Source organism: candidate division KSB1 bacterium (assembly GCA_034506395.1).
GTDB lineage: Bacteria > Zhuqueibacterota > Zhuqueibacteria > Thermofontimicrobiales > Thermofontimicrobiaceae > Thermofontimicrobium.
This window is the reverse complement of record JAPDPQ010000018.1, coordinates 16,912-29,662: the sequence shown is the minus strand read 5'-3', so window position 1 is coordinate 29,662 and position 12,751 is coordinate 16,912. Positions and strand designations below refer to the sequence as shown.

The window sequence follows — 12,751 nt, the reverse complement described above, 5'->3', positions numbered from 1 at the left end:
AACTACTACTTTGTCTCTTCTTTCATGCGTCGCACGCTATTGCTTTTGCATTTGGGGCAGCTCCGTTCAACGATGACCTTGGGATCATAGCTATCATAAAACTCATGACCGCAGCGCAAGCACTTGAATTTGGCCTGATTTTCCATTGCGATCTCCTATCATTTTCAACTTTAGACTTCTGCAAAATTCAAATAATTTGCAATATGGCTGTCATGCTGTCCGCCAGCTTACGGACGAGCATCGTTCATCTTACTGATTGGTGAGATAAAATAAAATGGACCCCCGCATCCGCGGGAGTGGCAGGCATTTGTTTAATAGCAGTTCGATCTGCTGTAGTCTGATTCAATTCTTGAAAAGCTTAAATATAATTATTTAATTGACCTTTTGCAAGCAGAATTTATATATTTTTGGACGCGATTTGGCAGATTGAATCGCTCTATTTTTTAATGAAGCAATCGAATTTTTCTGCTTGAGGGTAGTTACTCACCGTGCAGGTGAACCAAAGAGCTTTCAAAGCGCTGGTTAAAATTCTACTTGACATTATGCGACAAAATTTATAACTTGCCGTTGGTTCAAAAGCGTGTTGTGGCCACCGAACCTAGTCCGGACAACTAAGGTCTATCTTTCAATTACAGAATTGATCATTCCATGTCTGCCATCTATCGAAACTTCATGGAAAAAATCCCGCTATCGACCCAGGTCATCGAAACGCAGCTACAATCGATGAAGCTTGCCTTTTTCATGGAGAAAGATGACCAGATAGAGTGGAAAACGATGCCGCCGATGTTCATTTATTCATTTTACCGCTTCATTGCGAAATTTCATCGGCTTCCCAATCAGGCTGAATTCTGGCAATTTTATCTAGATGAGAACCAATCCCTTTTCAGCGAACAAATCAAAAGCCATCTCAGTGCGCTTCAAGCAAGAGCGTTTCGCGCCTACCCTTCCTTTGTCCGTGATGTTCATTTCTACTACATTCTTGCTGAATCCGACTACTTTGATCAAGTGCTCTATCATCCTGAGATCGATGTCAAATATGGGATCGATTTCATTATCAAATATAAGCACCAATATTTTGGAGTGAATTGCTACATCAGTACCCCCCGATCGTTTCAGGGGAGGGAGAAAAAACGATTTCGCCATGAAAAATTAAGTCGGCTGGTTCTCGTTGACCTACCGGTTCATTTCAAAGGGAGCAAAAAATGCGGGCCGTTCTACCTCTATTCTCAACGTGAACTCAATCAATTAATCGCTATCCTTAATCAGCACGGCTCGCATTCTGGTGTTGGCGATCTATCGACCAGCCATTGATCCTATTTTTCTTGATAAGAGACAACGACTTTCCTTGAGGCTAGTCGTTTTCGAGCAACGGTTGATATTTGCGCAGAGCATGTAACATCGCACGCATATCCTTGGGAAGCGCAGCGGTCAACACAATTTGATCGCCGGTGAGCGGATGGATGAATTGGATCGCCGCAGCATGGAGCGGCGTTCGGTCGATGAGCGGTCGTTCTGGTTCATCGGGTTTGAACCGATAGTCGCGCTTCAGTTTTGAGAGATAAAGCGGTTCTGCTGTCCCATAGAGGGGATCGATCGCCAGCGGATGTCCAATTGCTTTCAGATGAACTCGAATTTGATGGGTTCGGCCTGTACGGGGAAACAATCTCAAATAAGTGTAGCCTCTGAATCGCTCGATGACCTGATATTCTGTAAGCGAGGGTTTGCCCCCCCGAGAGACCATCATCCGGCCTCTTCGATGCGGGTCCCTATCAATCGCCAATTCAATCAAGCCCTTTTGATCCACTTCACCGCGAATAATGGCAAGATATTCTTTCTGCATCTGGCGCGTCTCCAATTGGTAATTGAGCTGTTGATGCACTGAGGCGGTTTTAGCAAACAGGACCACCCCGCTGGTTCCCTGATCCAGGCGATGGACCACATAAATCTTGGCCTTTGCGTCCCGATGTTTCAACATTGCCAGCAAATTGGGTCGTTCCAAATTCCACCGATCTGGGATGACCAGCATCCCAGCGGGTTTATTGATAGCGATGATCGCCTCATCTTCAAACAGGATTTGATCAGCCAAATGAAATTTTTTGCTCATGGTAGCACTCAACTTGTCATTGAATTGGATTGGTTCAGGCGAGTGGTTTTTTGCAAGCGTTGTCGCATCAGCTCGGCCATAATAATGCTGGCAGCGTGGCTCAGCGACAATGAACCGATATCGGCAACCATAGGGATACTGATCAACCGGTCGCATTGCTTTCGAACAGCTGCTGAAAGGCCGCGCTTTTCACCTCCAATTGCCAGCACCACCGCTCTGGTGAGATCAATGTCGTAAATGGTGCGCTTGGCTTTGGCGATGCAGCCATATACGGTGAATCCCTGATTTTTGAGCCGATTGAGCATTTTCTCGGTATCATCCAACAATACCAAGGGCAAGCGCTCGTATGCGCCCGAGGAAGCCCGCGCCACTGAATTGCTGTCGAAATCCCAAAGGTGCTTCTTTAATAGTACCCCATCGATCCCCAGTGCTTCAGCCGATCGCAGCGTAAAACCCAAATTCTGACTATCATCAATGCCTTCAAGAAGCAAAAGCGCGCCAAGGTGGGATGAATTTTTTGCCGCGATGTGAGCCAACAACGTTTCGATGGGGGTCAGCGGTTTCGGGCCAGCCAGGGCAATAATTCCACCGTGGGTTTTTCCATGCGCCATGGCATCAATTTCCTCGCGCGGCACGTATTTGATCGGGATGTGGCGCTGATGCGCTTCGTTCAAGATCGCCTCAATCTGCTGCGAATGCAATCCCTCCCGAATCACCAAAAGCGAAATTTTTCGCTGACGAGCTTTGAGCGCGGCTTCGACACAAATCTTTCCCTCGATCTGCTCCAATACTATCCTAAAAAAATTGGTCGATCTAGTACATATAAAAATCACTCGTTCATTCCAAATCCAAGTTCCGAGGTGATCTCTCAGGGTGTTTTCAATAATGAAATACAAACCGAACAACCATCGCCTTAATATAACAAATAAGCCGAAAATGTCAAGCGAAAATTCCGGGAACATAATCCGATGCGACTTGGTTTTACACTACACGGTTGTTGTGAATGCGCGCTTCAAAAGTATAATACAAGAGCACCAAATGGGGCATGCAACCGTCTCGGTCAATGGTTCAGTTTCTAAAAAGATGATTTTCCCGAATGAAAAACTTCCGGCTTAATAGCAATATATGGTGTTTTCGGATCGTGAAATGACTCGAATCAATCGGATTTTAGGAGGCACTCATGGAATATGTCAAATTAGGTCGAACTGGATTAAAGGTAAGTCGCTTATGTTTAGGCACGATGAATTTTGGACCGGAAACGAGCGAACAAGATAGTTACGTCATCATGGACAAAGCGCTTGAGCTGGGCATCAACTTCTTCGATACGGCCAATGTTTACGGTTGGAAGATCGGTGAAGGGGTTACCGAACAGATCATCGGTCGCTGGTTTGCTCAAGCCGGCGGCCGTCGAGAAAAAGTGGTGCTCGCCACCAAAGTTTACGGTAAGATGGGCGAAGGGCCTAACGATCAGCGGCTCTCAGCTTATCATATCAAACGTGCGTGTGAAGACAGCTTGAGACGGTTGAAAACCGATCATATTGATTTGTACCAAATGCACCATATCGATCGGGAGACTCCTTGGGAGGAGATTTGGCAGGCGATGGAGCAACTTGTTTGGGAAGGAAAAGTCCTTTATGTGGGCAGCAGCAATTTCGCCGCATGGCATATTGTTCAAGCCAATTATATAGCTGCGCAGCGCAATTTTTTGGGATTGGTTTCAGAGCAAAGTTTATATAACCTGAAATCGCGCATGATCGAGCTGGAAGTGATCCCTGCATGCCAAGCGCTGGGTGTGGGAATTATTCCGTGGAGTCCGCTTGCTGGGGGCTTATTAGGTGGCGTATTGGAAAAGACACAGCAGGGACGACGCGCAGGGAAATTCGTCCAATCCTCTCTAGAAAAATATCGACCTCAAGTCGAGGCCTATGAAGCATTTTGCCGAGAAATCGGAGAAAAGCCAGCCGATGTGGCCTTGGCTTGGTTGCTCCATCAACCAGCGGTGACCGCTCCGATTATTGGACCTCGAACGCTGGAGCAGCTTACTGGTAGCCTCCGTGCTCTGGACTTGCGGCTGACTGATCAGCAATTGAAGCGTCTGGATGAGATCTGGCCTGGACCTGGCGGGGCTGCTCCGGAAGCTTACGCTTGGTAATTCTTTTGGCTTACAAAAAATGCCATTAAATCTCGTTTTTCAGCGGTTGGTTCTCAGGCGCGTCTCGAAAAAACATTAAGCAGAAATTCTACATGGACAGCGCTAAGCTTGCAGAGATCTCCCAGCTCTTATATCGCTTTAAGCGGTTTGGTACACCAGAAAGCGGATAATGTGTATTCAATTTGCCTATTGCAAACTGCTCAAGGGCGATTTCTCAAATCATTTTTTCTTTCGTGAGCTTGCTGGTTATGATTTTTGAATCATTTTGCTTTCGCTCACTATTGAATTCATTTTGATGGATCAATAATATGAAAATAGTGAACACCACTGAAGCACCCGTGCCAGGTGGACATTATTCCCAGGCAATAATTCATCAGAGATTGGTCTATATTTCTGGGCAATTGCCCTTTGATCCTCGAACCGGGGCGAAAGTTTTGGGTAGTATCGAAGACCAAGCGCGTCAAGTGCTGAGAAACTTAAGAGCGATCCTTGAAGCTGCCGGCAGCGGACTACAACATGTGATTAAAACCACGATCTATCTTTCAGATATCCGAGATTGGGATCGCGTCAATCAAATTTATGCCGAATTTTTTGGCGATCATCGACCAGCGCGCTCAATTGTGCCTGTCGGCACTTTGCATCACGGTTTCTCAATTGAAATCGAGGCGGTGGCTGAAATTGCGGCGCAATAATCTCCACCATGAAAAATGGGATTGTGAAAAAATGGATCTCAGGCACTTGAAATTGCCGATCTTTTCTTTTGATTGATTCCATCCAATTAAGCAATTGTTATCAATTTTTTCCTCAAAATCATGCAATATCAAAATCGAGGCGAGAGAAATGGGCAATCAACCAACTATCGAGGATCTTCGCGCTGCACAGCGGCGCATTGCTGGCTTAGTGCATCGGACACCTGTGTTGACCTGTACGACATTAAATGAAATGACTGGTGCTCAGTTGTTCTTCAAATGTGAAAATTTTCAAAAGGTGGGGGCGTTCAAATTCCGTGGGGCGTGCAATGCTGTATTCTCGCTTCCAGAAAACGAAGCAGCAAAGGGGGTGGTCACTCATTCGTCTGGTAATCATGCGGCGGCGTTATCTTTAGCGGCTCGAAAACGGGGGATCCCAGCGAGGATTGTGATGCCTTCCAATGCACCGGCCGTAAAGATCGCCGCGGTGAAAAACTACGGTGGGCAAATCACCTTTTGTGAGCCCACTCAACTGGCTCGTGAAACTGCGGCTGCCGAGATTATCAAACAAACCGGGGCAGTTATGATCCATCCGTACAATAACGAAACGGTGATCGCTGGCCAAGGGACAGCCGCCCTCGAATTGTTGGAGGACGTCCCCGATCTCGAGTATATTCTGGCCCCAGTTGGCGGTGGGGGATTGCTCAGCGGGACTGCCATCGCTGCTCGGTCTTCCAGTAAAAATATCAAGGTCATCGGGTGTGAACCCAAAAATGCTGACGATGCCTATCGCTCGATAAAAGCTGGCAAGATCATCCCGCCTGTACATCCCAATACCATTGCCGATGGGCTAAAAACATCCCTTGGGGAAAAAACGTTTCCGATTATTCAGCAATTAGTGGATGAAATTGTGTTGGTGAGCGAGGAGCAGATCATCCTCGCTATGCGCCATATTTTTGAACGAATGAAAGTTATTATTGAGCCATCATCCGCTGTCCCATTCGGCGCGTTACTCTCGGGAAAGCTGAACCTCGCTGGAAAAAAGGTCGGGATCATCATTTCTGGCGGCAATGTAGATCTCAGCAAATTTTTCGACTTGCTCTCTCAACAAGTTCAATCGATCGAGCAACAACAAAGCTGATGACCGTCTTGCCTTCGAATGAATTTGCTGCAAAATATCAAAAACTCATGCCCAAAAGCACAGTTTTTTTCTTTGCGATACCTTGCGCTGATCGATTTATATTGAGATCCTTTTGAGTTAGTTGGACATTAGCAGTAGCCTAGATCCAAACGAACTAACACGAAATCGCTGTCATTCTGAGCATCCATCGGTTGGTGGAAAGCTCAGAATGACATGATATCCTTTGCTTCGTTCAGATTCCCAAATAATTTCTGGAATAAAACAGCTTGTTTTGCTATATGCGACACGGATTAATTATTTTATCTTGACCAATCTGATCGTTTTGTGTTGGTTGCGATAGCGCAATTGACCAAAATAGATCCCCGCCACTGCCTCGTGACCATTCTGATCCAAACCGTTCCATTCGACTTGATGAATTCCTGGCGTTTGCTCTTCATCAACCAATTGGACAATTTGCTGGCCTGCCAGGTTGTAGATCTTCAGACTCACCCATCCAGTCTCGGGAATTTGATATACGATTGTGGTGGATGGGTTAAACGGATTCGGATAATTGTTCAGCAGCACGAATGCTTTTGGTTCCGATGTCTGAACAGCGATCGCGGTATTGCCCTGTTGGTGTATCTGATCGTTTATCTGAAAATAGGGCACTTCGATGGCAAATGATTGGGATTTGTCATCGATTGCCTGGAACACGAGCGTTGCAAACGGCTCGGAAGAATGGATCGGTTGAACGCCATACATTCCTACCTCTATCATGCCATGGCTGAGATTTTGAACCAGATGAAAGTCAGTGTGAATACAATCTACCTTGATATATCGCAATTTGCTCGGATCGTATCGGAGCTGAAGCTGCCATGAGAGCACAGCGACCTCTTGAGGGATGCTGATGGGGATAACCAGGCGGTCGCCATGGACACTGATTTCCTCTAACCATGCTGGTGGCAGCTCAACAGCAGGTTTTGGCGCATTATAGGATTGATTCCACTTGCCTGTCACATCCCCCAGCAGAATGCCGGTATAATCCTGATTCTGATAGCTCGTGGTCAAATCATAATACGATCGGAAACCTGGGATGAATTGCCATTCTCCGACATGCGAATCGGATCTTCTGGGCAACCCAACTGCGAACTGGGCAATGAGAGCAGCATCGTAAGCTGTGACTTTGCCATCGCGATCCACATCGGCAGCTTTCACTTGCAACGAGGAAAAGTTCTCCAATCCCACTGCTTGTCGCAGGGTGAGTGCCGCTTGATAAGTCGTGATCAGATGGGATGACCAATCATTGAAAATCACCCGCTCTGGCGTCAAAGTATAATTGCTGTGCATTTCCAGGCCGGTAAGCTGGTATTGGCCCTGCGTATTGGTTATCGCAGAGGTATTTGCGTTACCAGTGGCTCTAACTACCACATTGTTAATTGGAGTATTGCCATTGTAGTAGTTGCAACTTCCCGAAATAGCCAAAACTGCCGAAGTCGCAGTTGCCTGGAAAGTGACTGGAGAAATGGTATAGCCAGGACAACTGGCGCGCACAAGATAAGTACCATACTCGCTGCCCAGTTTGAGGGTGGTAGCGGCCTGACCCTGACTATTGGTCATTACCGGTTGAGGAGAGCCCAAGCTGGCGCCTGTGCCCTGAACAATTTCGAACTTCACCGCAATGTTTGGAAGCAATTGAGCCTGCGCATCGCGCACCTCGACCACGAGCGGATTCGGCAGTGTTTCATTCGGTTTCGCGCTTTGGTTGTTCCCGCTGACAATAGCCAGACTGGCTGGCACCTTATCAGATCGAATCGTTGCTGTAAAAACGATGTGATCGGAAAAGTTGGGCGAACTGGCCTTGATTTTCACCAGTCCAGGGGTAGCTCCGAGTGTGACAATCGCATGCGCACGGCCTGAAGAATTGGTGATATAATAATATTGCTGAGGTTTCTGCAATGTGGCTGGGTTAAAGCTCAAATTGTTGGTGATGATGATCTTGTCTAATTTCGATCCCCATTCCCGATTTTTAATTCCGAGTGTGTGCGTACCAGCGGTTAGATGAAAAATTTTCGGATCTTCACCATTCAACACATACACCTGATCCCAAGTCCAGGTATATTTGCCTGAGATGTGCCAAACAATTTCTGGTTGTTCATCCATAATGACCTTAAAGGAGTCGTGCAGATGATCGCCCGATTGGACCCGGCCCCAAACCACAAAATCGGCTTCTTCTGCGACAGTAAATGTGAAAACCACTTTGGCATTAGAATCATCAGGATATTCGGCTGGGACCTCCACATATTTTCCATTCGATGCATTCGGGTCATTCATGACCTGCATTGGATACGTAAGGACTCCATTTTCTGCTTCGAACTCGAAATGATTTTGGGATTCAGGAGGGGCAATCGTTGCAGTGCCCTCGATCACCTCAAAGCTCACTGGAATTGCAGGGATTGGATTTCCATTCTGATCGGTAACCATAGCGACCAGGGAATCAGGCAATCGCTCCCCAGGATCGCCCTGCTGTTGATCTCCCCAGATCGCGTAGATTCGCTCCGCCGCTCCTTTGCTGTGGATCAACTGGAAATTATCGACAACGTTGTTTGCAGTACCGGCCAGCATCACGCCAGCGAAATGATTCTTGCCAGTGCTATAACTGCTGTTACGATCAATCACATCTCCATCAAAGTCACCATTAATGTAACAGGTGAAATGGGCCCCTTGAAAATCGCTGTACATCGCTACGCGAAATTGATCTCCCTGCTTGGCCGGTGGCAATTTACCAGAAACTTCGCTCAGCAGTTCTGCCACGGCACCATTTTGCAAACGATAAAGCTTCAACTTCCGAGTTGCGCTTTCTTTATAAACCAGATAGCCATTGGTATTAATCTGATTCGATTGCAAATGAAGCGCCAGTCCCGCATTCCCGTCTTTCGTTGAATCCACAGATCTCGCCCAATCAAATGATACGGATATGGGATCCATTTCCGCTACATAAATGGCTGGTTTCCACCAAAAATTGCCCCCACTCTGAATCGTCAATTGGTTTGAAATGATTTTATAAGCATTCTCACTATTCCATGTCATCCCCAGATTGGTTCGATCAAAGTTGTCAGTAATGAATTGACTGAAACTGGTAAGCTGGTTCATGAGGACATTAAAATAAACTTCGGCCATCACATTATAGCCAGAGTTATTGGGATGAAACTTATCGTACAGGTACGCAGTCGGCCAATTGGAATTGACCACCCAGACCTCGTTTTGACCTACATAGCGGATCAATTTGCCCTGCATCAGCTTTTTTACTGCTAATTCGTGAACAAGCTCGCATAAAGCTGTATTGGTGTTATTCAAATTATCATTTCGAGGAATTAGGCTGCATAGCAACACTGGAATTTTGCTATCAAAGCTCCAAATATTTTCTAATATCCGCTCAATGTCATCCCGAATATCAGTATTCGAATAATAGGAATTTATGTCATTGGTGCCGATGTGAAGCAAGACGATGTTTGGATTGGTTGCCGAGAGCCAAGTAAGGATATTGTTAGCCAAATATTCCGCAGTTTTGCCTGGATGCCCTTCATGATAGGGGTAATTACTACCAGTCCCATCATTGAGCGTTCCCACCAAATCAAAATTGACGCCCTCTCTTAATAAGAGATCCGCCAGATCGTCCCGAAAACCACCGATCGGTGTTGAGCCATGCTCACCATGGGTAATCGAATCCCCTAATGGCATAATTCTAATCTGCTGGGCATTCGCATGTGAAGGTACGATAAAGCTTATGAGGAATAAACTAAATAAACCAATTCTGGTAAAAAGTCGACGATTGAATGAACTGATGATCTTCAGAATCGAGCAATGCCTCATGCTACACTTCTCCAATTAACTTAATAGGTCAATTTTCCCCAGCCAAAAATCTAATTGCCGAATTGGTCATTTTAGGCTCAATCTATCTCCCACCAGCTTAGCCCACTCGTTTTGAATTAAGCTTCATTTTCGAATTGATGGAATGCCTTGCGAGCTTGATAAATAGATGTAGTTCTTCCTTGCTGAAGAGAATCATGTCCTGTCGGCCTGAAGGAAGGAGTTCATTTTAGTTTTTAAGGACAAAATCCCCGACGCGGTTCGTTCATCGGTTCATACTGGATTTTGCGACTGATCACGCGTTCGCAATAATGAATGAGTGCTCAAGGTTCTAATTCTAAAAAATATTTACCATCGATCGTCTGTCGAATTTTGCCCGTGCACATCAAAAAGTCAGGGCTATTTTGTTTTAATAGCTGCAGGGCCTTTAATGGAGTTTTAGCCTGTCGAATTTTATAATTGCCCTGTTTCATCAAATCACTAATCAATTTCGTTCCTTTTAAACCATTCCCGATTAATAGAATCTCTTTCACCGAAGTCCCCCTGCGTTATTTCCACTTCATAAACATATACTTTCTCATTTTTCAGATTCCAAAAAACCCGCAATGAATATGCGAAAATCATACCAAGCCAGAAGCCGATTAAGTTCAATTTCGGCTTTTAAAAAATCAAGCATATAGCTTAGTTTTAAAATTAAGTTGCAGACAAGGGATATGAATTTTTTGTTCAATTTGAAACACTGTTGCATCGGGGGACATTAATTCAGCAAATAATTATTGACTTTTTGATCCAATTCCCATAAGTTTGCGCTGACAAAAGCACCATCCCAGCATACCAATGGATTGTGAATACTGTCTGAAATAACGCTTTTCAGCGCGATATTTATCTGGATGCTTGACATTTTAAAATTTATCTCTAATCCTATTTTGTTTCCCTTTGGCTGCAAAACTATTATGGCAGGATTTTTGAACTATATTGAATAGTTAATGGATCTTTATTGGGTTTTCCACTCAATCGACTGATCCCAAGCCATGATATTTTGAAATATCTCGCTGAACTGAGTCTTGGTCGAATCTCTTGATTAAAGCGTATTATTAGCGTTTCAATCAATGAGAAGGAATCGAGTAAACGATCAAGAATTTTATTGAGCCACTTAATTTGAGTGCAACGCCTATGCAATACTCTATTTGCTTATTCATTACTATAACTTTTCTATGCAGTTTTTGCTGTTCTAATCCAAGGGTTCATCAGCGCAAGGCCATTGATGGAGCATTTTCTCAGACACGATTTGTGACAGAAGATAGCATTCGATCTTTGCATCAGCGTCTTTTGAACCAGATAAAAATTTATCTCGGAACACCCTACCGTTATGGGGGCAACTCAGCGAACGGCATGGATTGTTCGGGATTGGTAGCTACTGTTTTTAAGGGAGCTTTTGGTATTGAGCTGCCGCATAATGCGGATCAGCTTTATCGAACCAGCGTTCGCGTGAAAAAGAAAGACCTTTATTTGGGTGATTTGGTATTTTTTACGAACCGGACAGGGATCGATCATGTGGGCATTTACCTGATCAAAAATTATTTCGTTCATGCCAGCATTTCATCTGGGGTGAAAATCTCTCATTTAAACGATCATTATTACCGCTCCAGATTTCGGGGTGCTGGCCGTATTATCGATCTGAATCCTCGATCACGCTACAACTGAAAATATTTGAAATATTGATCTCGTTTTGGTGCCGATTACGTCTGTGCGTGGAGGTGAAATGAAAATCGTTGTGATTGGTGCTGGTGCTATCGGCAGTGTCATCGCTGGGTATCTTTGCAATTCGAATTATAATGTTCAGCTTGTTTGTAAACATCGAGAAATTTTGCAATCCATCGAGAATAACGGCCTGCGTATTGAAGGTGTACATGATCCGATCATTTGCTATCCGGAAGTGGTCTTAGATATTTCCCAGATGGTCGAGCAACCTGATATGATATTTCTTGCAACCAGAGCCAATGAGACTAAAGAGCTTGCTCAAAACTTGGTGCCATTTTTACGAGACGATACTGCCGTCATTACGCTGCAAAAAGGCATGTGCGAGCAAATTGTCGCTGATGTTGTTCGACCAGATCGAACCATTGCCTGCGTGGTCGGTTGGACCGCTACCCTTTTGGGACCTGGGAGAAGCGAAATCACCAGTCATGCAAATTTCATCATTGGCGAGTTGGATGGTGAAGTCACCCATCGCTTGCTGATTATTAAATCGATGCTGGAGAAAATCTTTCCAGTCACCGTCAGCTCCAATATCCTCGGCGCACGATTCGCTGATTTAATTTTTAATGCCAGCGTGAACTCATTGGCGGGTATTACAGGTCTAGTGTGGGGGAAATTATTCCAACTTAACCTGGCTCGCGCCATTATTTTGCTCGCCATCTCGGAGGGCGTCGCCGTTGCTAATAGCCACCAAATAAAGCTGGAACCTACCGCGAACAATATCGATCTTCATAAGCTTGCTATTGGTGCCAAAGAACAGAGTGCCCGGTTTAGCTTTGAGTTGTTTAAAAAACATCTCAGCTTGCAACTCTTGGGCTTACGATTTCAACGGGTCAAATCATCATCATTGCAATTTTTGCAGCGAGGTAAGGGGACAGAAATCGATTTTATCAATGGCTATCTGGTTCAAAAAGGTCAACAGCATAACTTGACTTTGCCAATCCATCAAAAATTGATCAGCCTCACCAAACAAATTGAATCTGGCAACCTCATTATTAGTCCTGAAAATATTTATAAGATCCTGGATGCTAACCGCTGAATGAACTATTTTTCCCCCATTT

11 protein-coding genes are annotated in these 12,751 nt (G+C 45.1%); 6 read left to right on the top strand and 5 right to left on the bottom strand.

The features are described from left to right. Positions 1–5: 5 nt before the first annotated feature. On the bottom strand, positions 6–146 hold the full coding sequence (locus ONB37_12415; GenBank protein MDZ7400957.1) for a hypothetical protein: 141 nt from the start codon (positions 144–146) through the stop codon (positions 6–8). A gap of 526 nt (positions 147–672) precedes the next feature. Here ONB37_12415 and ONB37_12410 point away from each other — a divergent pair. After that, positions 673–1,311, top strand: a complete 639-nt coding sequence (locus ONB37_12410) for a hypothetical protein (protein MDZ7400956.1) — start codon at positions 673–675, stop codon at positions 1,309–1,311. A gap of 40 nt (positions 1,312–1,351) precedes the next feature. Here ONB37_12410 and ONB37_12405 read toward each other — a convergent pair whose 3' ends face one another. Further along, positions 1,352–2,104, bottom strand: coding sequence for an RluA family pseudouridine synthase (locus ONB37_12405; protein MDZ7400955.1), 753 nt, complete (start codon positions 2,102–2,104; stop codon positions 1,352–1,354). A gap of 8 nt (positions 2,105–2,112) precedes the next feature. Then, positions 2,113–2,892, bottom strand: coding sequence for a 23S rRNA (guanosine(2251)-2'-O)-methyltransferase RlmB (rlmB, locus tag ONB37_12400; protein ID MDZ7400954.1), 780 nt, complete (start codon positions 2,890–2,892; stop codon positions 2,113–2,115). Positions 2,893–3,284: 392 nt separating this feature from the next. Here rlmB and ONB37_12395 point away from each other — a divergent pair, with 392 nt between their 5' ends. The 3 genes from ONB37_12395 (at position 3,285) to ONB37_12385 (ending at position 6,086) form a co-directional block, all read left to right on the top strand. Further along, a complete protein-coding gene (locus ONB37_12395; GenBank protein ID MDZ7400953.1) occupies positions 3,285–4,256 on the top strand; it encodes an aldo/keto reductase in 972 nt (323 codons plus the stop codon). A 308-nt stretch (positions 4,257–4,564) separates the two neighbouring features. After that, entirely contained in the window at positions 4,565–4,948 is a 384-nt protein-coding gene (locus ONB37_12390; GenBank protein MDZ7400952.1) for a Rid family detoxifying hydrolase, read from the top strand. Positions 4,949–5,096: 148 nt separating this feature from the next. Continuing rightward, the gene (locus ONB37_12385; protein MDZ7400951.1) at positions 5,097–6,086 is read left to right on the top strand and encodes a pyridoxal-phosphate dependent enzyme; all 990 of its coding nucleotides are present in this window, start codon (positions 5,097–5,099) and stop codon (positions 6,084–6,086) included. 294 nt (positions 6,087–6,380) lie between these two features. Here ONB37_12385 and ONB37_12380 read toward each other — a convergent pair whose 3' ends face one another. Both ONB37_12380 and ONB37_12375 read right to left on the bottom strand, forming a co-directional pair. Then, on the bottom strand, positions 6,381–9,803 hold the full coding sequence (locus ONB37_12380; protein MDZ7400950.1) for a GDSL-type esterase/lipase family protein: 3,423 nt from the start codon (positions 9,801–9,803) through the stop codon (positions 6,381–6,383). A gap of 452 nt (positions 9,804–10,255) precedes the next feature. Then, positions 10,256–10,465, bottom strand: a complete 210-nt coding sequence (locus ONB37_12375) for a hypothetical protein (GenBank protein MDZ7400949.1) — start codon at positions 10,463–10,465, stop codon at positions 10,256–10,258. 796 nt (positions 10,466–11,261) lie between these two features. Here ONB37_12375 and ONB37_12370 point away from each other — a divergent pair. Next, a complete protein-coding gene (locus ONB37_12370) occupies positions 11,262–11,636 on the top strand; it encodes an NlpC/P60 family protein (protein MDZ7400948.1) in 375 nt (124 codons plus the stop codon). A 58-nt stretch (positions 11,637–11,694) separates the two neighbouring features. After that, complete coding sequence (locus ONB37_12365; GenBank protein ID MDZ7400947.1) at positions 11,695–12,729, top strand: 2-dehydropantoate 2-reductase; 1,035 nt, start codon at positions 11,695–11,697, stop codon at positions 12,727–12,729. Positions 12,730–12,751 lie beyond the last annotated feature (22 nt).

Bases quoted from the DNA above. Each gene is read 5' to 3' on its own strand.
- ONB37_12415 (MDZ7400957.1), bottom strand. From the start codon at position 146: ATGGAAAATCAGGCCAAATTCAAGTGCTTGCGCTGCGGTCATGAGTTT.
- ONB37_12410 (MDZ7400956.1), top strand. From the start codon at position 673: ATGGAAAAAATCCCGCTATCGACCCAGGTCATCGAAACGCAGCTACAA.
- ONB37_12405 (MDZ7400955.1), bottom strand. From the start codon at position 2,104: ATGAGCAAAAAATTTCATTTGGCTGATCAAATCCTGTTTGAAGATGAG.
- ONB37_12395 (MDZ7400953.1), top strand. From the start codon at position 3,285: ATGGAATATGTCAAATTAGGTCGAACTGGATTAAAGGTAAGTCGCTTA.
- ONB37_12390 (MDZ7400952.1), top strand. From the start codon at position 4,565: ATGAAAATAGTGAACACCACTGAAGCACCCGTGCCAGGTGGACATTAT.
- ONB37_12385 (MDZ7400951.1), top strand. From the start codon at position 5,097: ATGGGCAATCAACCAACTATCGAGGATCTTCGCGCTGCACAGCGGCGC.
- ONB37_12380 (MDZ7400950.1), bottom strand. From the start codon at position 9,803: ATGCCATTAGGGGATTCGATTACCCATGGTGAGCATGGCTCAACACCG.
- ONB37_12365 (MDZ7400947.1), top strand. From the start codon at position 11,695: ATGAAAATCGTTGTGATTGGTGCTGGTGCTATCGGCAGTGTCATCGCT.